This window comes from Mycoplasma sp. SG1 (assembly GCF_023612375.1).
Taxonomy (GTDB): Bacteria; Bacillota_I; Bacilli_A; order Mycoplasmatales; family SG1; genus SG1.
In genome coordinates this window covers 412,207-434,503 of sequence record NZ_CP076852.1, presented here as the reverse complement: position 1 = coordinate 434,503, position 22,297 = coordinate 412,207, and the positions used below count along the sequence as shown (strand labels likewise).

Annotated in this window: 22 protein-coding genes; 2 read left to right on the top strand and 20 right to left on the bottom strand. The window is 24.5% G+C overall.

What is annotated here, in order from left to right; genetic code table 4:
• Window positions 1-43: 43 nt before the first annotated feature.
• From rpmA to JRW51_RS01990, 8 genes are all read right to left on the bottom strand, one after another.
• The gene (rpmA, locus tag JRW51_RS02025; protein ID WP_250328515.1) at window positions 44-343 is read right to left on the bottom strand and encodes a 50S ribosomal protein L27; all 300 of its coding nucleotides are present in this window, start codon (window positions 341-343) and stop codon (window positions 44-46) included.
• A gap of 5 nt (window positions 344-348) precedes the next feature.
• Window positions 349-705 (bottom strand): ribosomal-processing cysteine protease Prp, encoded by a 357-nt coding sequence (locus tag JRW51_RS02020; RefSeq protein ID WP_250328514.1) that lies wholly within the window; start codon window positions 703-705, stop codon window positions 349-351.
• 11 nt (window positions 706-716) lie between these two features.
• Complete coding sequence (rplU, locus tag JRW51_RS02015; RefSeq protein ID WP_250328513.1) at window positions 717-1,019, bottom strand: 50S ribosomal protein L21; 303 nt, start codon at window positions 1,017-1,019, stop codon at window positions 717-719.
• 74 nt (window positions 1,020-1,093) lie between these two features.
• Window positions 1,094-1,315: a hypothetical protein gene (locus tag JRW51_RS02010; RefSeq protein WP_250328512.1), complete on the bottom strand. Its 222-nt coding sequence runs from the start codon at window positions 1,313-1,315 to the stop codon at window positions 1,094-1,096.
• Window positions 1,316-1,436: 121 nt separating this feature from the next.
• Window positions 1,437-2,897: an aminoacyl--tRNA ligase-related protein gene (locus tag JRW51_RS02005; RefSeq protein WP_250328511.1), complete on the bottom strand. Its 1,461-nt coding sequence runs from the start codon at window positions 2,895-2,897 to the stop codon at window positions 1,437-1,439.
• Window positions 2,898-2,929: 32 nt separating this feature from the next.
• Window positions 2,930-3,748: a hypothetical protein gene (locus JRW51_RS02000; RefSeq protein WP_250328510.1), complete on the bottom strand. Its 819-nt coding sequence runs from the start codon at window positions 3,746-3,748 to the stop codon at window positions 2,930-2,932.
• A 143-nt stretch (window positions 3,749-3,891) separates the two neighbouring features.
• Window positions 3,892-4,830 (bottom strand): DegV family protein, encoded by a 939-nt coding sequence (locus tag JRW51_RS01995; protein WP_250328509.1) that lies wholly within the window; start codon window positions 4,828-4,830, stop codon window positions 3,892-3,894.
• A 126-nt stretch (window positions 4,831-4,956) separates the two neighbouring features.
• A complete protein-coding gene (locus tag JRW51_RS01990) occupies window positions 4,957-5,610 on the bottom strand; it encodes a hypothetical protein (RefSeq protein WP_250328508.1) in 654 nt (217 codons plus the stop codon).
• A 116-nt stretch (window positions 5,611-5,726) separates the two neighbouring features.
• Between JRW51_RS01990 and JRW51_RS01985 the strand changes: the two genes are divergently transcribed.
• Window positions 5,727-5,894, top strand: a complete 168-nt coding sequence (locus JRW51_RS01985) for a hypothetical protein (protein WP_250328507.1) — start codon at window positions 5,727-5,729, stop codon at window positions 5,892-5,894.
• A 56-nt stretch (window positions 5,895-5,950) separates the two neighbouring features.
• On the opposite strand, the gene JRW51_RS01980 is transcribed toward JRW51_RS01985, so the two are convergent.
• From JRW51_RS01980 to JRW51_RS01950, 7 genes are all read right to left on the bottom strand, one after another.
• Entirely contained in the window at window positions 5,951-7,105 is a 1,155-nt protein-coding gene (locus JRW51_RS01980) for a hypothetical protein (protein ID WP_250328506.1), read from the bottom strand.
• A 14-nt stretch (window positions 7,106-7,119) separates the two neighbouring features.
• Window positions 7,120-7,545 (bottom strand): hypothetical protein, encoded by a 426-nt coding sequence (locus JRW51_RS01975; RefSeq protein WP_250328505.1) that lies wholly within the window; start codon window positions 7,543-7,545, stop codon window positions 7,120-7,122.
• A 118-nt stretch (window positions 7,546-7,663) separates the two neighbouring features.
• Complete coding sequence (locus tag JRW51_RS01970; RefSeq protein ID WP_250328504.1) at window positions 7,664-8,962, bottom strand: hypothetical protein; 1,299 nt, start codon at window positions 8,960-8,962, stop codon at window positions 7,664-7,666.
• A gap of 22 nt (window positions 8,963-8,984) precedes the next feature.
• Window positions 8,985-10,802 (bottom strand): translation elongation factor 4, encoded by a 1,818-nt coding sequence (lepA, locus tag JRW51_RS01965; RefSeq protein WP_250328503.1) that lies wholly within the window; start codon window positions 10,800-10,802, stop codon window positions 8,985-8,987.
• 34 nt (window positions 10,803-10,836) lie between these two features.
• Window positions 10,837-11,790, bottom strand: a complete 954-nt coding sequence (locus JRW51_RS01960) for a methionyl-tRNA formyltransferase (RefSeq protein ID WP_250328502.1) — start codon at window positions 11,788-11,790, stop codon at window positions 10,837-10,839.
• A 208-nt stretch (window positions 11,791-11,998) separates the two neighbouring features.
• A complete protein-coding gene (locus JRW51_RS01955; RefSeq protein ID WP_250328501.1) occupies window positions 11,999-12,370 on the bottom strand; it encodes a hypothetical protein in 372 nt (123 codons plus the stop codon).
• Between the two features lie 17 nt (window positions 12,371-12,387).
• On the bottom strand, window positions 12,388-13,788 hold the full coding sequence (locus tag JRW51_RS01950; RefSeq protein ID WP_250328500.1) for a DUF2779 domain-containing protein: 1,401 nt from the start codon (window positions 13,786-13,788) through the stop codon (window positions 12,388-12,390).
• Between the two features lie 693 nt (window positions 13,789-14,481).
• On the opposite strand from JRW51_RS01950, the gene rpsT reads away from it, so the two are divergent.
• Window positions 14,482-14,772: a 30S ribosomal protein S20 gene (gene rpsT / locus JRW51_RS01945; RefSeq protein WP_250328499.1), complete on the top strand. Its 291-nt coding sequence runs from the start codon at window positions 14,482-14,484 to the stop codon at window positions 14,770-14,772.
• 87 nt (window positions 14,773-14,859) lie between these two features.
• On the opposite strand, the gene JRW51_RS01940 is transcribed toward rpsT, so the two are convergent.
• The 5 genes from JRW51_RS01940 to JRW51_RS01920 all read right to left on the bottom strand — a co-directional run bounded on the left by JRW51_RS01940 (window position 14,860) and on the right by JRW51_RS01920 (window position 22,290).
• Window positions 14,860-16,242, bottom strand: coding sequence for a hypothetical protein (locus tag JRW51_RS01940; RefSeq protein ID WP_250328498.1), 1,383 nt, complete (start codon window positions 16,240-16,242; stop codon window positions 14,860-14,862).
• Window positions 16,243-16,292: 50 nt separating this feature from the next.
• Window positions 16,293-17,612 carry a hypothetical protein gene (locus JRW51_RS01935; protein WP_250328497.1) on the bottom strand — a complete coding sequence of 440 codons (1,320 nt, stop codon included), beginning with the start codon at window positions 17,610-17,612 and terminating at the stop codon, window positions 16,293-16,295.
• A 156-nt stretch (window positions 17,613-17,768) separates the two neighbouring features.
• The gene (locus JRW51_RS01930; protein ID WP_250328496.1) at window positions 17,769-18,722 is read right to left on the bottom strand and encodes a type I phosphomannose isomerase catalytic subunit; all 954 of its coding nucleotides are present in this window, start codon (window positions 18,720-18,722) and stop codon (window positions 17,769-17,771) included.
• A 20-nt stretch (window positions 18,723-18,742) separates the two neighbouring features.
• Window positions 18,743-20,869 carry a PTS fructose transporter subunit IIABC gene (locus JRW51_RS01925; protein WP_250328495.1) on the bottom strand — a complete coding sequence of 709 codons (2,127 nt, stop codon included), beginning with the start codon at window positions 20,867-20,869 and terminating at the stop codon, window positions 18,743-18,745.
• Window positions 20,870-20,985: 116 nt separating this feature from the next.
• Window positions 20,986-22,290 (bottom strand): hypothetical protein, encoded by a 1,305-nt coding sequence (locus JRW51_RS01920; RefSeq protein ID WP_250328494.1) that lies wholly within the window; start codon window positions 22,288-22,290, stop codon window positions 20,986-20,988.
• Window positions 22,291-22,297: the final 7 nt, after the last annotated feature.

The window sequence follows — 22,297 nt, the reverse complement described above, 5'->3', positions numbered from 1 at the left end:
TATTTTTGGAATTAATTAACCATTTGAAAGTATATTGTTAAAATTATTCAGGATAAACTGATATTTTTTTTCTTTTTTTGGAAATATGTTCGTATTTCACTTTACCATCTATTAAAGCGAATAAAGTATGATCTTTTCCTAAACCAACGTTATTTCCGGGATGAAACTTTGTCCCTCTTTGACGATATAAAATATTACCGCAAACGACTTTTTGTGAATCACTTTTTTTAAATCCTAATCTTTTTGAATGAGAATCACGATTATTTTTTGATGAACCTAATCCTTTTTTTGAAGAAAAAAACTGAAGATCTAAAATATATAGGCTTTTATTAATATTTTCCATGTTTATTATTTCTTTATTGATTGTTTGTCTTTTAATTGAACGATTTTAATTAATTTCGGATAACGACTTTCCAAAGTTTTTAATTGAATTAATATACAATTGAAAAAAAAATTAACCTCATTAATTAAAGATAAATTATATTTTTCTTTTAATTTAAAACTAATTTCGATATTTTTATTAATTATTTCATAATCAATAGAACTTTGTAAATATCTTTCAACAACATTAACTGCTCCAAAAGCTATCGCACTAATTGCAGCGCAAACTAAACTTACTTCATTTGATTGTCTTGATTCAGCGTGTCCGACAATTAGAAGCTGGTTAATTTGGTTATTAGTTATTAAAACAGATACTTTAGTCACTATTAAACTGATTATATAATTTCGATTACTTTAATTCTTGTATATTGCTGGCGATGACCATACTTACGTTTATAGTTCTTTTTAGATTTGTGCTTAAAAACGATTATTTTTTTAAATTTTCCATGTTTTTCAACGATGGCTTTTATTTTAATATTATTAAGATATGGTGTTCCGATATTTTCATCAGCGATTAAAATTTTATCAAAAAAAATCTCGCTAGATTCAGGGGAATTAATTTTATCAATTAATATACTGTCATTTATTTTAGCAAAATATTGTTTACCAGATGTTTCGAAAATTGCAGATTTATACATAATTTTGGGTTTTGTTTATTTTATCCCTTTAATTATACTAAAATCTTTAAAAAGCGAATATTTAAAATAATAAATTATTCTAACCAATTTAAATACTTTAATTCATGATGATTTGATAAGTAATTAGTTAGTCATTCAGCGTTATTATATTCTTTGACTATATCCATTGCGTATTTATGATAATAGTATTCAGCTTTAGCAGCATCAAACTCAGGTCCTATATGAAAACTTCTTACAAGTTGATCCAAACCTATATGAACGATTTTAATTATTTCAGTAATCGGAATACCAGGCATGGAAAGATAGATTTGTTTAAATTTTTTTTCGTCTTGATTTAATAATTTCATAATAATTTTGATTCATTTTTCTTTTTAATTAATCTCTTTAAATAATAATAGGTAAAAAAAGAAAAAGAATCTAATACGCTCTACCTAAAATTACAAAACTATTAGCTGGTTTGTTTGTTAAGAAACAAGTTTTATTCAAAAATGTATCTTTTTCTAAAAGTACTCTGACCGTTATTTTATATTTATTCTTTAATAAAGTTTCATTTATGTCGTTTAAATCAAAATATGCTTTACATCCGTTTTTATTTTTAAAAGAAGCGAGCATTTCATCGACATTAGTAATTGTTTTGACGTTCATAGTTGCAAAATATTTACTTTTTGCCAACATTTTTTGATGAATATCTAACAATAAATTTAGAATATAAGTATTTGTAAATGATCCTAAATCGATTGAAATTTTTGCTAAATTATGTCTTATTAATAAAGTTATATTATTATTTATAACTTCATTTTTTCCTATTTCTAGAATAACAGGTACACCCTTAATAATATAGTTAATTTTAGTTCTAGATGGTGAGTTGTTCAAATTAGGTTTGTAAATAACACGATAATTGTTAATTTTTAATATGTTTAAAATCTTTGTAATATAGTCTAAAATTTCTTTATTTTTATCATCATATCCGACTATAGCAATTTGGAATGGTGCTATAAATGGAGGTAAAACTAGTCCATTATCATCGCCATGAACTGCAATGATTGCCCCGATTACTCGTGTTGAAAGTCCTCATGAAAAATTATATGGATGAAAATATTTATTATCTTTATCTTGAGCTCTTATATTAAATGCAACTGAAAAATTTTTATCTAAATTATGAACTGTTGCAACTTGTAAAAATTGGCCGTCTTCAAGAATAATTTCAAAACCATAAGTTTCTTTAGCACCACTAAATTTTTCAAGATTACTTTTATATCCAGCAAATGGATAGATAGCAAGTATATTTTGAAAAAAATTTTTATAGATATCCGTTATTTTAAAACAAAAGTCTTTCCCAGTTTCTTCATCGCGGTATAAAGCGTGACCTTCTTGTCAATAAAATTCATTATTTCTTAAAAAGGGCTTAGGATTTTTTTCATAACGATAAACATTTGCCCATTGGTTTAATTTTAAAGGCAACTGCGAATAATTAATCAAAACTTTTTTAAAATAAATACTAAATAAGATTTCACTTGTTGGTCTTAAAATACTTATTTCATCGCTTCAATTATCAGAATTATCTAATTTTTTAAAGTTAAAATTTGATTTTAAAACATTATAAACTTCAGGATTAAAACCTTTAAAATGATTTTTTTCTTTTAATAATAAAGATTTTGGAAAAATGGCAGGAAAAAGAACATTCTCTATTTCTAAATTTTTAAAATTATCATTCAATATTATTTGAACCTGTTCTCATAATTTTGTAGCCAAAGGAGATAAAAATAAAGTTCCTTTAATAGTTCCGTGAAAAGCGATTTCAGAAACTTTGATGACTTCATCGTATCATTCTAAAAAATTAACCTTTTTGTCTGTTTTAATAATATTTTTTTTAGCCATTAAAATCTTTTTTATAATTTTAGATTAAAAAATTACGTAGGTGTTTTTGTAACAATTTTTTTTACTATTATCATGATAAATAAATTTTGAAAAATTATTTCTCTAATTTGTTTAATATCAGATAAGATATATTGTTTTAAAGCATGTAATTCGCTTGTTACAAGATTATTTGTAGTAATTGATAAATTATAATTTAAACTTATTATATTTTCTAAACTGATTAATTTTTCTTCTAAACTAAAAATTCTTCTTTTATAGTGAATTACTTTTTGGATATTTGTAGCAGTTTTAATGAAATAATTTAACAAAAAATAACAAAAGTAAACAGAAAAAGCTACTAAAATAATTAATTTTACTCCTTTTAATGATTCATGAATTAAAAAAAGGAAAGTAATAAGAATAGCTAGAACAAAACAAGTAAAAACTATCCTGAAGACTAATTTTATAAAAATTCAAAGTCTAATTTTACTAATCAAAGCTAAATGAGAAAAATATTCAGATAGTTTTAGATTACTGCCCTTGCTTTCTATATTGTTATAAAAAGAATTAATTTCGCTATAAAATTTAGCTGATTGTGATTGCTTTATTTTTTTAAAACTATTTAAAATGTCATTATATTCTCAATCATTTAATGGGATATCAAATTTAATTTTTTCAAAATAAGTAATTAGATTCGATGGTTTTTGTTTAAAAAAGATTTTCTTGAATAATCAAAAACAAAAAATTACCGTAACATCACAAACAAAAAAAATAAAAAGAAACAATTGAAAATTATGATTATATTTTATTGCTAGTCCATAAAATATAAAAAAATATATTCATCTAAAAGGCGATTGTAAAGAAATTAGCAAACATTGTTTTTGCTGATAAGTATACCCATAATAATACAATTTTTTCAGCAAAGTCACTTTCGAAAGACTAATTTTATGATTTAGACTGTAGTTGGACATTTTCTAATATATAAAAAAATGGAAATTATCTTAATAATAGTATCTTAAGAAATTAATTGGAGTAATTCTTTTTTATTAAAAAATATTTCTGGGTTAGCTTCAAAATAAATAACAATTGAATCTACTCCGTTATAAACAGCAAATAAAATTGACATTGGTTTAACTTCAATCGTTGCGTTAGGAAAATATTTCTTAAGGGTATGAATACATGATTTAATTTTTACTTCATTAACGAAACAAACTAAAACAACGATACTTATATTAGCTGAATTTATTTTTTTTGATTCAAACTGTTCCCCTGCTCAGGAAAAAGTTTTAACAAATACTTTATTTAAATTATGAGCGATGACTAATTTTTCAGCTTTTTTTTCAAATAATAAAGAACATTTAATCCGAAACATAGCAACAATACTAGATGCAGCGACAGACATTCTTCCAGAACGTTTTAAGTATGAAAAATCATTTGGAATAACAATCCAAAAACGATATTTTTGATGAACTGATAAAAATTTTGAAAATTGTTTTAAATTAAAAGAATAATTTTTTAACTGGTTATTTAACAAATTAGAATATGAAAGCAAACCTGCAGAAATATTAACAGAATCAAATAAAATAACTTTATCCTTTCAATTATTTTTTTGAATTAGATTGCTTAAAGTATTATGAGTGCCTGAAATAAATTTAGAAAGAACAAAAATATATATTTTTTCATATTTTTCTAAAAGATCAATAATTTTATTTATAAAATCTGATGGACTGGGTTGGGCTGTTTTAAAATCACATTTAGTTTCATAAAGCTTTAAATAATTATTTTCATTAAAATTTTCATCTAAAACAATTGATTTTCAAACATCATTTTCTTGATAATGAAGATGTAAGTAAAAAAAATCTAAATTTAATTGTTTTACTAAAAGTTTAGATTTTTGATCATGTAATAACGCAGATGAATCTGTCAATATAATGTATGGTTTTTTAGCTGTCATTAGATTAAAATTGATGTAATTATTTTAAGAAGTGATCAAACTTCAATTTAAAAAATAATAAATTTTGCCTTTTTATTATCCTTAATTATAAATGGTTTTAATCTTATAAATATAGGACAATAATTTTTAAGATCATTTTGCATCGGACTTGGTATCAATCTCTTTTAAAAGACTGGTTATTTTTCCATTCATTTTTTTTATTGTTTGATTATTAACATGATCAAGGGCTAAAATTGAAAACATAAAAAGCAAAATAAAAATAAATCCAATGATTGATAAGACTAATGACCAAGATTTAAAAAAATTGCCAGTTGCCATTGAAGATTGTGACGTTTCAGGTGATACTAAAAATATTAAAATAATAAAAGAAAGAAAAACCAAAAAAACAATTGCTAATAAATTGTGTTGATATTTAGTTGATTTAATAACTTTAGAAGTCCATGAGTTTAAAAAAATATAAACAAAATAAACTAATAAATTAAAAATAACAGCAACTCAAAAAAACAATTCAATCGAAATATTACTGCCGTTCTTGGTTTCTTCGCTATTAAAGAGAAAAAGCGAGAAAATATAAATTAAAAAATAAGTAACATTGGCAAAAAAAAGAATATAGCTAGATAATATTTTTAATCTAACGACATATGAAAATAATACTACAGATTTTTTAAAATTTAGTATATTTTTAATATCTTGGAAAAAACCCGATTTTATAATTTTTAAAATTGGGTTTTTTACTTGATCTTCGATTTTTTTAGTGATTTTTTTATCTATTAATCTCAAAGAATATATCCTTTCACCTAAGTAAATAGAACTATATTATAGTAATACAATTATATGAATCTCGTTAAAGTAAATATTTTTTAACAATTAAATATTATTTTTGCACAGCAAAAATGATGATTAAAATAATCCCCAAGATAATTGCAATGACAACAACTAAAGAAAATATGATTCTTAATATTTTTCAGAATGCTTTCAATCTAAGAGTAATTCCTGTTAATTTTTATGATTTATTTTTATCCAAAATTAATACGATTAAAAATAATTATATTTTATTTTCTTAAATTTTAATTTTTTAGAAAAAGATTATTTTATACGATTATATTAAAAAAAGTTCGCTTTAATTATTTCTTCAATATGAAGAACGTGGTTTTTCTTTTCTTTCATATCCAGGCATTGCTCTTTTATAACGTCTGCTGTTAAAAAGCGGAGGCATTTGTGGAACACGATTTCTTGTATTCAAATTAGGCATATTTTTTTGTCTTCTTGAATTAGTTCTACTATGCTCTAATTCATAAGAATTTAAATTATAGAATGTAGAATAAAATCTTGCATTACTGATAAAAATAGTTTTTATGATAAATAAAACTAATCCAAAAAATAGTGGAATACAAATCAGAACAATGAATGGAACTGTTAATTTATTAATTATACTTATGTCGCATTTATTAGCAGGAAAAATTAACTTAACAATAAATTTATCAAAACATAAATTCAAAACTAGGATAAGAAAATAGATCAAAAGGAGAACAATTGCAGAATTAAAGATATTTTTTAGTTTATTAAAATTAAATAAGTATATATGGTAATGTTTAGTGTATGTGTCTGATGTTTTAATGAAAAAATGATGAAGACGTTCTCTTCTTCTAAAAATACACAAAGAACATATGAAATATATACATCCTAGCCCTAAAACCAAAGCTCCAGCTCAAAGGAATGCAAAATTAAGAAATCAATATTCTTTTATAACAAGATGTTTTGTTAAATATCAAATAAATAAACCATTTAAAATGAATAATGTTATAAAAGTAAAAATAGACAAAATATATGCTATATTATTTTTCTTTGTAATATGAAAGAAAATTCAATTTTTATTATCTAAATGAACCGCTCCCCCTGTTGATTTATCACGAATGGCGTTTTTATCCCTCATTTTATCTAAATCATCATATTCATCTAACGGATAATAATTATCGTTTGGGTATCCTCTTGGAGGTGGATCATCATATTCACCATCATCAGCATCAACTATATCATCTGGTAATTTTTTATTAAACCATTTTGGTTGTCTCTGATTAGTATCGTTTTTAAATGATACTATCGGTTTATTTAATTCTAAGTTTTGAGGATCTTCTAAATACCATGGTCTTGGAAGATTGGAGTGAACATTATTTGAAGGAGAATTAATATCTTCAAAATTATTCCCGCCTGAACCTGTTTCATCATAATATTTATGATGTTTTAAAGATTGTTTAAAAAAGTCGAATCTATTCATATATTATTTACTTTCTACTTCTCCATGTTTTTTTTAACATGATGAAGATGTTTTTTAAAATCTCTAACAAAATTATCATTGTCATCTGGAGTTGTATCATCGTTGAAACTATCATCACTTGCGGTTGAATCAGATAGTATCTCAAAATCACTATCGTTAGTAGTATTTCTTAAATCAACTGTTTCAAAATAATCTCTTTTAGGTGGACTTTTTGGTTTGATAAATTTTTTAGAAATATTTTCTTCAAAATTGGTTTGTGCCTTAGGATGTCTTTTTAAAGTCCTAAAAAACCTTTTTTCCAACCTATGATTTGGATTAACTGCTTTGCTTCGGTAATATTTACTAATAAATATAACAAAAAAGAAAGTAATTAAGAAAACTAGCAACAAAATAATGATAATTAGTAGTATCAAAATTATGTTATGGCTATCTGCGCTCATTAGAGGTGTTATTATTTTAAATAGATTCTATTTTAAAAAAAATAATATTTTTATATTTTTTTTATTAAATTAATTATAAAAAATAACTTAACAAAATAAAGATATATCTCTAAAAATGTTAGTGTTTTATATTTTTTAAAGTTGTTTTGATATCATTTGTTAAATAAAATCCTCAAGTTTTATGTTTTTTTTGACGAACACACTTAAAAATATTAATATTCTCTCCATATAAAATATTTTTTCTAGAAGTTTCATAACATGTAGATGTTGAACTTTGAAAATCTTTAATAGAAAACATTTTTTCTAACTCTAACTCGTTATTAATATTCAAGTTATTTAAAAAACAGATTAAAAAATCAGAAATTCCATTATATTTTTCTTTTAGAACTTGAAAAATATTTGTATTTGCTAAACGAGAATAACTTTTTTTAACATACTCTTTATACATTTTTCTAAAATTTGAAAAAATATCATTTATTAATTTTAATACTTTTAAAATTTGATCTGTAAGATCAAATATAATGTTTGATTCAATAATTTTCATTAAATAATTTTGGATTGGATTTTTATGAAAAAAAATGTTCAACAACGAAAAAAGAATGTATTTTTTGAAATGAATATTTGCTTTTGGTAAGAAAAAATAAAAAAAGGTAAAGAACCCAAAGATTATATTTGGAATAAAAATTCCTAATTGTTGAAACAATTTCGATGGATTTTTATTTTGAACTTCTGGGTTGTCATAACCAAAAAAGAAAGTTCTATTAACGATAATTAATGCAATAACAGGTTTTAAAATGACATAATCTGGTATTTCTTGATCTAATTTTTCATTGTTAAAATAGTCTGAAAATGAATTAAAATATTTTTTAATTTTTTCTTCTCCATTCGCAAATACTCAACTATCATATTTTTTATTTATAAATTTTCATTTTTCAGTTCTATACAAAGACGAATTATAAAAAATAAAAAAATTAAAATTTTCAATGTTATACCTAAAGTTCTTTTTTTGATAAGATGCAAAAAAATCATTAATCTTATCTTGAACTTTTTGTTTAAATGCTTCTAAAGTTAAAGATTTTTGATTTTTCTTATGTAAAAAAAGATTGTATTTATTACAATAATACTCAAAATAGAATTCATATTTTTTGCTAAAAAGGAGATTAAAAAATTGCTTTTCTTCATATTTAAATAACTTGAACATTAATTTAGAATCTCTTGGTTTATTAATGCTGTTGTAGAAATAAGTTAAATTATTAAAACAATTTTTAATCGTTGTATTAGATAAAAGAAGAACTTTTTCAATATCAAAATAAAAAATATTATTATTTTTATCGATATCTGACCGAACTTTAGTTTTATCATTGGTTTTAATTACTGGCAAATTGTTTAAATAACATTTAGTTCCGTTGATATCCATGATAGGTTTTTGAAAAAATATTTTAATGTTTTTGCTTAAAATGAGAAAAAATATTAATAAAAAAATCAGTTGATACTTCTATCTTACCAATTTTTTTCATTTTTTTCTTTCCTTTTGATTGTTTTTCTAAAAGTTTTTTCTTTCTAGTGACATCTCCACCGTATAAACCTGCTGTTACATCTTTCCGATAAGCCTTAATAGTTTCTCTTGCTAATATTTTAGAACCGATCGCTGCTTGAATTGCAATTTCAAAATTTTTCCTTGGTATGACATTTTTTAGTTTTAAGCACAACGATGCACCTTTTTCATATGCTTTTGATTTTGGACAAACAAAACTTAAAAAATCAACTGGATTTTTATTTAATAAAATATCAACTCTTGTCAAATTATTTTCTCTATAGTCTAATATTTCATAGTCCATTGTAGCATACCCTTCTGTCATTGACTTTAATTGATCATATAAATCAATAATAACATTTGCATAACTCAACTCAAAAGTAATTTCTTGATAATTTTCATCTAATAATTTATTTTTAATAAAAACAGCATCAAGTTTTTTGATTAAATAAGTTGTAATCGTTCCATAATACTGCAATGGTGTAATAATTTTTAATCTTACAAACGGTTCTTCGATTTTTAAAACTTTATTGGGAAAAATTTTAGAACAGTTTTCAATAAAATTAACTTCATTATTAGAATTGGTTATCTTATAAATAACATTTGGAAAAGAGGAAACAGTTGAAATATTTTCTTCTCTTTCTAATCTTTGTGTAATAATTTCAGCGTGTAATATCCCTAAAAAACCACAACGAAAACCATACCCTAAAATTTCTGATGATTCAGGCACATAGACAAAACTTGAATCATTTAAATTTAGTTTAGCTAAAGATTTTTTCAATTTATCATATTCATCAGCATTTAAAGGATAAATACCCATGAAAACCATTGGTTTTAATTTTCGATATGGTAGAAGTTCAGTTTTATCTTCTTGGTTGCTGTGAACGATTGTATCGCCAATTTCGATTGAATTTGTGTTTTTAATTCTTGTTTCAAGTCAACCAATCTCTCCTGCTGATAATTCTTTTTTCTTAACTTCTTTTGGAATTTTAATGCCTATATGCTTGACTAAAAAATTTAATTTCTTACCAACTAAATATAAATCATCTTTCTCTTTAATAACGCCGTTTTGAATATAAATTAAAAGAATTATACCTCGATGCTGATCATAATATGAATCAAAAACTAATGCTTTGAGATCTTTTTTATCATCAGCGTCAGGAGCAGGTAGTTTTTTGATGATTGTTTCTAATAATTCAGTGACACCTTGACCTGTTTTTGCTGAAATTTTAACTATTTCATTCCGATTAATTCCCAAAATTTTTTCAACTTGATCTTCAACGTGTTCGATATTAATATTCTGAATATCAATTTTATTTAAAACAGGGATTATTTTTAAATTATGTTTTTTTACCAAATTAAAGTTACTGATAGTTTGCGCTTGAATACCTTGTTTTACATCAATTAAAAGTAAAACCCCTTGTGATACAAAAAGACTTCTTTCAACTTCATAATTAAAATCAACATGACCGGGGGTATCTATCAATTGAAAAAAATATGTTTCATTTTCAAAAACATATTCAAGTTGAACCATATTCATTTTAATCGTAATCCCTCTTTCTTGTTCAAGGGATAACTCATCAAGAAGTTGATGTTTAGTAGCTAAAACTTTTTTTAAAGAAGGATTTGTTATTTCTAAAATTCTATCAGCTAAAGTACTTTTACCGTGATCAATGTGGGCAACTATACAGAAAGATCGTATTTTTGATTTATCTTTAATCATTTTTCATTAATTTTTATCGAAATATTGTTTTGGTTTAATCTACGGTCTGCGCTTTATCTAACTTAAAACCGTTTAAAAAATCAAGCAGTGGCAAACTTTTTCTTGTAGCTGCTTTAATCTGTTTAACATCTAAAACTAAATTATCAACTGAATTGTTCTTACATGTGATTAATAATTGCTTATTAGAAATTTTAATTAAAGTTCCCGGTTTATTATTATTTGGATGTTTAATGACTTCTGCTTTATAAATTAAATACTTTTTTTTCAAAAAATAAAAATAACAACCACGATATGAAAATGCTTTTATTTTAGCAATTATTTTATCAACCGCCATTTGTTTAAAATCAAGAAAAAAATCCTTTGAATAATATAGTCTGGTTAATGAAACTTTTTGAGATTCTTGTTTTAGTGGCTTGATTTGGTTAGTTGATAACTTTATTAAAACATCATAAATATTTTCATTTGTAACAGAAACAATTTTTTCAAATAAACTATCATAATCATCATCTTTTAAGATAGTGATCTTTTTTTGAAAAATTATTGGACCAGCATCTAATTCGTTAATCATTTCAATAAAAGTAACCGCTGTTTCTTTTTTTTCTAATAATAATGTCGTTTGAATAGGCGATGCCCCTCGTAACAATGGTAAAAGTGATGGATGAATATTAATCGTTTTAGTTAATGGATATGGATATAAGTTAAAAAATTTTAATGGTATTATTTTGCCAAAATCAATAACAATAAAATAATCAACTTTAGAATAAAGGTTTTTTAAAATGGAAACAAAGTCTAACTTCCTTTCTGTTTTTAGATTCAAAACATTGATATGATGATCTTGGGCTGTTTTGATAATTGAACAGTTTGAAAGTTTCACATAAGTAATAAAAGAAACGATTTCAAACTTCTCAGATTCGTGTAAAATATGTTCAAGTAACCTATGCCCAAAATTGCCAGAGGCTAATAAAACGATTTTTAATTTTTTAACCAAGGTACAAAAAGGTATGATAATGTCCTATTCATCTTCAGCAAGATATACAATAATAACAAAAACTACGACGGAAATAACAGCGCCTAAATGAACAAATAAAATATGCATATTGAATAAATTTTTAAACGAATAAGATTTACTTAAATTTTATTATATATAAATTAATAAACAATATTTATAATTTTAACGTTAAAATAATTTTAAAAAATTAACTTTTATTGATATTTTCTTGATTTAATTTTCAGAAAAATTGAAAAATAATTATCATAGCGAAAGTATCAAGTTCACAATACAAAACTAAATCAGATAAAATTTTCTTTTTAATAATGAAAGGAAAATTATCATCGTTCATGATTTTTAAATACGCAGAATTAGCTTCTACTCCGTTTTGAATATTTAGACTTTTATAAGAAAAATTACTATCAAGGGATGGAAGGACAGATTTAATGCTTAATTTTCCGTTAAATATTTTTCGATAAAAAGCGCCAATATTAAAAAAATCTTTTAAATCAATAATTGTATTTTTACCATTTTTTTCAGTGATAGATTTTAAAAATTTAATATCATCTTGATATTGCATTCTGTTATTGTTATTTATTAAATTTTTTCACATGACATAATTAAATTTTTAATTACTGATATTTCAAACGAAGCATGATAGGCAACAATCGTTCCATCGCCGTGTGATCTTAAATCTTGACTTAAATGAGATAAAAAATTTAATAATTGAAAATTATTCGGATCTTCTATATGAGTTTTATGAACTATTTTCTTTTTCAAAATTTGTTTGTTTTCTTCTTTTAAGCAATCAAAATCATTAATTATATGAATACTATATAAAAACGGAACTTGTTGGTATGACCCTGTAAAAAGTATTTTAGGAATAATAACTGCAAAAGTTTCAAAATCAAGCATATAAATAGGTCCTTTATATCTTTTTAATTCTTCGTTGATTAAAAAATGATCTACTATATCTCTATCTTCAACCGTTGCAAGATATTGTAATTCTCTAATTGTGTTAATTCTGTTGACTTTCTTTTGGACTCCTAATTCAATAAGAAGGTCTTTGAAAGTTGGATAATCTTGAAAATGATAAAAACCATCATTTAAAATTTTTATTTTTTTATCAAATTTTAAGTTATATAAATTGAGCAAACTATTTTCTCCGATATCAATATTATTAATATGCTTTGCACAAAATTTAAAATATTTACAATACTCTCCGTTTATGTAACACTTATTGTGTATTTTACGTGGTAAAGGTTCTTTTAGAACTGGATAAGCCATTTGTCTAATCTTAATTAATACATTACTAATATTCAATGATTGTTCAAAAACAGCATCCAATAATGAATAAATTTTACGATTAATACTTACTAAGTGAACAAACTTATAAATCTCATTGTAATTATTTAATCTTGTATAAAAAAAATTATCACTTAATAAAACTACCTTAACATTTTCAATTTTTATTTTTAGTTTTGTTATTAAGTAATATTGAAAAGCTAAATCAGAGATATCTCGGCTGTTATCAACTTTTTTACGTCCTTTTATTTCAATTAAAACAATTTCAGATTTATCAATAACTTCGATTAAATCAGGATTACAAATTAAATCGTTAAAAATAAATCAACCGTTTATGATATATTGAACATTTTTTTGATCAATCGCTTCCCTTGTTAATTTGGCTTTTTGAGAAAGGGATAAATCTTTATATTTTTCATCATTTAAATTAAGCGTTTCATACTTTTGACTAAAAAGTTGTTTAACTAAAATATCAAACTCGAGACCTTCCTTCATATAAGTATCATTAACTTCATCGCTAACCTCATATTCATCAAGTAATGAATGATATTTTTTTTTAGCAAATGTTGTTTTATTTGAATCATTAAAAAAATTAATATCTTCAACTTCTTGTTCTAATTGCCAAAAAAATTTACAAGTTATAAAATTTTTATAATCTTTTTTTGTAATGTATCTGAAATTATTTTCTTTCATCGATGGAAGGGATATCTAAAATAATAATTTTAAACTATTATAAGTTTAAACTAATTTAAACTAGTCGTATAAAAAAAAGCAGAACTATTTCTAGTTCTGCATTGTTCTAAATGATTAGAGCATTTACTTCGATACACTTTATACAAGATGTAAGGACTGTAATAAATCCTTAATATGCTCATACAATATACCTACAACCGTTGAATCATTAAATCCAAAGAAGACTATATTAATAACGGTTGAAGTTATCAAAACCCCCAATAATGGAATACTGAATGGTCTTAGTCTTATTGGAAACAAAAAGTTTAGAAAGGCTCATAGTACCATGAAAGCAAACAAACAATAATTTACCAAACTTAACCATAGTTGAACCTTGGAACCCATACCGATGTTTACTCCAAGAAAGAACAAATTAATAGAACTTTCAAAATACATCTCAACCCCCAATTGAATTATTCTATATACTATTCCCAATTAATGTAATTATAGTTAAAGAAACTATTATTTGATAATGATTAGATCATTTCTATTGACTTATAAAAATCAATATCTTATATGTGGAAAAAAAGAATATAGTCTACTGACAGATTTTCTATCAGTATCTGAAATTATCAAAGATATTGGGAAATAAAAAAATACTAAAGTTCCAAAATTTATTATTTTAAAGTATAATAAATCTTGAATTTTAAATATATGAAACCGATCAATAAAAAAAGAAAAAGAAAAGAATTAGCTAAAAAAATCCAAAATAAAGCTAAAATAAATCAAATAAAAACATATATCAAAAAATATAATCTTTCTGTTAACCCTCAAAATCGTGATTTAAAGGCTTCAGAAGATCTTTTTCTTTTAATCCAAAAAAAAGTAGATAAAGCTTCGAAAACGAATGTAATTCATCAAAACAAAGCGAATAAAATAAAAAGTAAATTAATCAAAAAAATAAATGATTTAAAAAAAACAGATACTCAAAAAATTTCAACATAAAATTTTTTATCTAATTTAAGTTATTTTAAAAAAACGCTAAGAATATTCTTAGCGTTTTTTTTAAATAAAAATGAAAAAAATAATTTTTTAAAACATCATACCAATTGGTATTTGGTAATTTTTCAAAGTTAAAATTTCGTGAATTCGTGATAATGATTCTGGCTTAGGACGTTTAACAAGTGCTGTTAATAATAAACAAGCTGAAGCAAAATAAGCCAAACTTGATAAACTTAAAAGTGTATAAAATATGGTTCTTTGAGATTTTGGAACTAAATGCGTTAGTTGATCAGAATGAAATTGGGATATTAGATTTATATTATTAAATAATAAGAAAGCAGCTAATATTATAGCTAAAATAGGTGTTATTAACGGAAGGTAATATTTTGCAGATTCAGTTTTTGGTAAAAATAAAAATCCTCAAAGTGCTCTAACCATATACAAACATCAATAAATTATAAAACCACCCAAAAAGCCGGGCACCATAGATTCAGTAATTTTACCATAAGATTTAAATTCTGTTTTAATGATATCAAATATAACATTTTTAATCGCTGGTTGAGATAAAGAATATCAAACAAAAGCGACTAGGAAACAAAACCCTAATAAAGCAAAAGAAGCCACCAATCTTTTAAGCAACAGGATAATTTTTGGCTTTGTTTGAAATGGATATACATCAGGGTAAGTTTTAACAATATATTTTATATATTTATTATTTGGATATATATGCCCTCCAAAAGGATCTTTTTTTTGATTACCAAATGGTTTTGTCGGATTAGGTGTTGTCTCAGGTGTTAAGTCTCTTCTCGTTGGAACTGGTAAATCTGTTTGGACATCTGCATCAGATGGTAAATTGGAAACAGATACATTCGTTTTAACAATCTCATCATCTTCAAGCAAAGGACTCTGTTTGAAATTTAATAAAATTTCATTTATTTCATCTGTTTTTAATAATTTATCAAAAACATCTTTATCTATATTTTTGTCAATTAAATTTAATAAAAATGTTTTGACAGTATTAACTTCTTCTTGCGCTAATTTACTTTCTACAGACTCAAAAGTATTGATTTCTAAATCTTTGTTTAAAATTTTTGAAAAAATTTGGGCAAGTTTGAAAAAAAATCTTTCATCTTCTTTAATATTTAGTTTTTCTTCAAAAAAATTTAAAAAACCTAATAATTCAGATATTTTATCTTGTAAAGTTGTGTTTTTAACTAAAAGATGGTAAAAAAGATTATTTTTAATAAAATTAGTTAAAAAACTTAATATATTAACATATGTTAAGTCATCTACAATGGAAATTTTGATTTTTTTCGGTGATTTTTTTGAATCATTATGACTTTTTGTACCTTTAACTGAAAGGGTTTTTTTGGTTGTTGTAGTTTTTACAATAGATGTTTTTTTAGATGTATTTTTTGCTTTTGAAAGTGCACTTTTGATTTTAGGCGCGGATGTTTTTTTTGAATTTTCCATAAAAAAAGATTAGAAATTATAAAAATTGAAGGGACAATTCATTATTTAAATTATAAATTAAAATAATGACTTGAATTATTAGTTTTTCAATAGTCGTTATTATTAGAGTTATCTAAATTTTGTTGTCTGTTTTCGTTAATGATTGAAATAATTTTTTTAACATCTACTCTTGGTCTTTTGTAAATTCCAATTAGTAAACAAATCATTAAAGCGATGTCAACAATTAATATTACTGTTGAAAAAGCGATTATCAAACTATTATTCGCTAGCGATAAACCAGAACTTGATAACATATTTAAAAAATTATACCAAAATTTATATAAGGCGAATAAAACGATCATACCTCAAACAATTGCTAAAAAACTAGAAATAATAGGAAAATTAAAACGTTGCGTTTCATGCTTTGGGATAAACAGAAATTTAAATAATGAGCGAGTATAAACTGGCAGTCAAACAATAAATAATATAACAACCATAATAAATATTGTTTCATTTGTACCAATTCCAGACCATACTTTATTTAGACATTTATTAGCATAAAGAATTATGTTTTCGTTTGATCCAAAATAAATTAAAAAAGCAACTGATCAAGCGATTGCAAATAAAGCTAAACATGCTATGGCTTGTTTTAAATGAATGATTAGTTTTGGTTTAGATGTAAAGGGATAAAATTTCGGATCGTTATTCAATTTATCAAAAATAAATTTTTTATCAGCCTTTGTCGTTGCTGGATGAGTTATTGGTTTGTAAGGATCGTTTATTTCTTGTGACTGCGTTGTTGGTTTATTTTCAATAAATGGTTTGTCTAAAGCAATATCTCGATCTAATGGTAAAGGTTGAGCTTGCGGTAATACTTCCATTTCTTCGGCTTTAACTACAATCGTATCATTACTATTTTCCAATTGTACAAACTTTTGAAAATCAAATTTATTGTCTGCAATTTCTTCTAAATCATGCGTTGATAAATCTAATTTTAATGCTTTTAAATCAACTGAAGATAAATTGGATAAAAATGTTTGAAGGGTTGAAATTTTTTGAAAAATGTAATTTTCAGATAAAACGCCATCAAAAACGCTAATTTCTAAATCTTTATGAAAAAAATTAGAAAACCACATTGAGACCTTCGTGAAAACTCGTTTCTTTGTCGTAATATTTAACAAATCTTCAAGATAATTTAAAATACTTAACAAAATTAATAAATCGCTATAAATGCCAGAATTTTTTTTTAAAACTTGATTTACTTTTGAATTGTAAAAAATAAAACATAACAAAGATACCAATTTCTGGTAAATTTTGGTGTTTTTATCAATTTTATCAATATTAATTTTGGTACAGGAACTGCTTTTGTTATCTAAATCTAATTTATCCAATGCTATCCAAATTTTAGTTAATTAATTAATGTTAATTTTTAATTATATTATAAAAATCTATTTTATCTAATTTATTTTTAATGTAATAACAAATCCCCCAGTTTTATTTAAAAAACTGAGGGATCTGTGTAAATTTTATATTTATTTATAATTATTCTAAGAAATTTTACTTATCGGAGCAGCTAAAATAAACTCTCCGTTACCAAAAACATAGAAATTATCAATTTCGTCTTTGGTTAAAATCAAACTGACTCCTTTTGTCAATAGATGATCATTGAATGTAATTTGGCCACTTATCATTGTCAAGACAAGAAAATAGTCAGAAAAACTATCAATTTTAATATCTTTTTTTGAATTTAATTGAACTTTTTTAGCAATAAAATAAATTGATTCAAAAAGTTTTCAAATTTTTAAAGGCATCGTATCTATTTCTAAAATTGGTTTATCAGGATGTTGAAAAAGCTGAGGATAATAAATATTATCAAGGGCCTGATCAATATGCAAAGCCCTTAATTGTTTGTTTTTATCTAACCTATCATAATCATATAAACGATAAGTTTCTAAACTAGGCTGCTGCAGTTCATATAAAACGGTTCCCGCTTTGATAGCATGAACTGTTCCTGGGACTAATAATAAACAATCATTTTTATCAATTCTAATTTCATTGATTAAATCGATTCAATTCTTATTTTTTATTAATTGCGTTAATTCATCTTTATCTTTAGCTTGATGACCATAAATTATTTTATTATCATTTGAAGATTCAAGAATAAATCACGCTTCTGTTTTAGGATCTGTATCATGCAATTTAGCATATTCTTCGGTTGGATGAACTTGAATCGAAAGATCTTGTTCAGCGCTGATTAACTTGATTAAAAGCGGAAAGTTATTTGATGGAAAATTATTAAATAGATTGGGAAAAACTTTTCAAACGAAACTTAAATTTAAGTCTTGAAAAACTCCCCTTTCAATTTTAGAATCTGCTTCCTCTGCGATTGCACCGCAAACTATAACTTCTCCAATACTATTATTTGGCAAAGAAAAATTATATTTTTTAAATTTTTCACCACCTCAAAGTTTTTCGATAAATATAGGATTTAGAAATAACATAAATTAAAATACTATCAATTTTATAATCTTGTGGCTTGAGACTCCATACTATAACTTAATGGACTTCCGATTGATGATTCTTTTTTGACTTTATTCCGTTTTAAATCTAGTGTAAAGAATAAAACTGAAAGCACTGAAGTAACACATGCACCAAGTAAAATAGATACAATATGTAATAGTCCATAAAGGAAGTTCGTTTGACCATTTTTACCGATTGCTCCTAATAGATAAACAATCATGCCACCATGGCCTGCTAAGTCGGTGATAGCGAAGACACCAGAAAAGGCACCTGCAACCATTCCCCCAACTACGTTAGCAATAATGAATTTAGGATATTTAACTGCAAAAGGAATCGCTCCTTCAGTTATACCCATAAATCCAAGTCCTAAAGCCGCTTTTCCTGCGACTGAATCGTCATCATCCATTTTTTTTCGTAAAATAACTCAGGTAATAAAAGCAGCAATTGGCGGAACAGCAATCGCAGATGCATCCATTCCCATAATAACACCCTTATTAGGAGCATTTGTACCAATGCCGTCAACTCCTAAAAAGAAGGCGATTTTATTGATAGGACCACCCATATCAATTGCAATCATAGCACCAAGAACAAGACCCATTAATAATAGTAAACTATGTTTCTGTAGAAGAGTAACTAAATCATGTAAACCTGTTTGGATGTAATAAACTGGTAATGCTAAAATAAAAGCAATAGCAACTCAACCAACTAAACTTGCAATAATTGGAACAAAACAAATAGGTACTAATGGAAGTAAAACATTCGGTCATTTTCATTTTTTCATTCATAAACATAAATAACCAATAAATAACCCAATAGCAATCGCTCCAAGATATCCTAGAGCTCCACCTTTTAATCCAAATGACAATCCTGGTCAATTGAATAAAAATTCGTTCATATTATCTCCATTTAATTGGTTTCCTAAAAACGAAATAATAGCAGCGGGTGCAAATGCAATTTTATCAGCAATAGCATAAGCAATAAATCCACCTAAAACTGGGATCATAAGTTGAAATGCTAAGCCTCCAAGGTCATTTAGCAGTTTCAATAAATGAAGGCCAAAACCATAATCTTTTGGAAGATCACTAACAAAAGGTGAAGAAATAGCTAATAAAATCCCCCCAGTAATCACGATTGGAATCATTCATCCAACCCCATACATAAGGTATCCCATTATTCCAGATTTTGATTTTTGTTTTCTACGTTCAAAATAACCAGCTTTACCGTTTTTAGGTGCTCCTTCTTGTTCATAAACACGGGCAGTTTCTACAGCATCTTTAACGATTTCTTTAGGTTTTTTAAGAACTTCGCCAAGTCTTGCTTCATATACTCTTTTGCCGACAAATCTGTCCATTGGAATTGTTTTACCAGCAGCGATAATAACAAGATCAGCTCTCATTATATCTTCAGACGTTAATCCATTAACAATTCCCTCTGCGGCTTGTTTTTCAATTTTAACATCGTAACCAAATGATTTTGCTGCTCTTTCAAGGGCGGTTGCAACCATATGAGTATGGGCGATACCAACCGGACAACTTGAAACTCCAACAATAAAAAGCTTTTTATCATCTGGAACTGCTTCAAATTTTTGAGGAAATTGAGGTTTTAAATCATCATCTTTTGAAGATAAATTTTGCTTTACGTTTATCTCTTGTTTAGTGTTTAAATTTGATTTTTCAGAAACTGAATTTTGGACTTCTTTTTCAATTTCTTTCAACATTTTCAATATTTTGGCTTTATTAAACTTGAACAGATTTTGTTTAAAATCATCATCTAATAGTTTTGAAGAAATCCTAGCTAAAATGGGTAAATGTAATTGAGTTGAAGAATCAGCAACAATCAAAAATATAGCAACTTTTACTTTATTTTCATCTTGTGAATTTCATTCGATGTCATTCACACAATTAACGATAACAACTGAAGTTTTTAAAATATTTTTACTTCTAGCATGTGGAATGGCTATACCTTCATTAAAGTTGGTACTTCCTTCGTTTTCTCGTTGCATTAACTCATCTACTAGTTTTTTTTCATCGGTAACAAAGCCTTTTTGCTTAAGAAGAAGTGCAACTTCTTCAAACAACTGACTGCGGGACTTATAAGTCCCTTTTAAAATTAAATCTTTGTATATCATGAAAAATTAATTTTTATAGTTTGTTTAAATATACTCCTTTCACAATTAATTATATTAATTAAACTTACCAAGATCCATAAAAATATATATTGTTCATAAAATCAAGAAAAAAAATATTAAAAATAAATAATTCAACTAAATATACTAAAACAATTTGATAATATTTTTTCTAAAAATAAATTAATAAAATTAATCCAATCAAAAGGAAAAAAGAAATTGCTTGTTAAAATTAATGGCCATAATAAAATATAAAAAACCATAATCAATGGCTCAATTAATAGGACTAAAAAAGGAGAAATTATATTTAAACTATTATTGACTGAAATAAAAACTGGTAAACAAACAATTAAAACCAAATAATTAATAAATATTTTTTTAATTCATGCTGAACTGATTTCTAATTTTAAAAAATAAATCATTGCTAACGGTATGATAAAACAAAAATAAAAAGATATATCAAATACAATTTTTGGATTATAAAAAACAAAAAAGAAAGCAGTAATGCTTCAAATTAATTTCATTTCATATTTTTGTAGTCTATTTATGACCTTAAAATTGAAAGAAAAAATATTCCTAAAAAATAAAAAAGCAAAACAAGCAGTTAAAAGTTCAGAAACTAATAATCTTGTCACTACAATACTAAAATTTGTTAAATAACAATAAAGAAGAAAGAAAATTAAAAAAAGAAAATTTACAATTATTTCTGGTGAAACTTTTTGAAAAAAGGTTAAGTAAAATTTTTTTCAAAGATTTAAATGATGCTTACTGATAATTATTAATTGCACAACATTGTAAAATATTGTCTCTTTATAAAATCCTCCTGTTAAATGATTATTAAAAATTAATGATTCTATCAAATGACAATCTTTAAAATAATGTTCTAAATTATTCCACCACCCTTTTAAAAAATTGGGGTGAATAATTGATTTTATTTGATATTTTGAAATTAAATATTTTATATTATTTGAAAATAAATAATTATTAAAAGTAAAAGAAAAAGATCGATCAAATTGATATTTTGATCGATCGGTAATTGAAATAAAAATAGTATCTCCTGTTGAAAACTTCAAGTTAGAATAATTACTTTTTTTAAGATAGCAAAAAAAATTAAATGATGATTTGATTAAATAATTTTTTTTAGATTCTTGAACAACTGTAAACTTTTGAATATTTTTAATTTCAAAATTAAAGTTAAATAAAAGAGCATGAAACAAAATAATAACAAAGGTAAAACCGATTGAAAAGAAAAATGTTCAGAAAAAAGAACTTTTAAGAATAAAAAATTGAACCAGTAATAAAGCGCCAAAAAAAAGATAATAATAAAACTTTCAATCAAAATAATAAAGAGTTAAAATAATAATTAAATTAACAACTGCGAAAAAAAAGATTGTACAAATTCTATCAACTTTATGAATCATCATAAATATT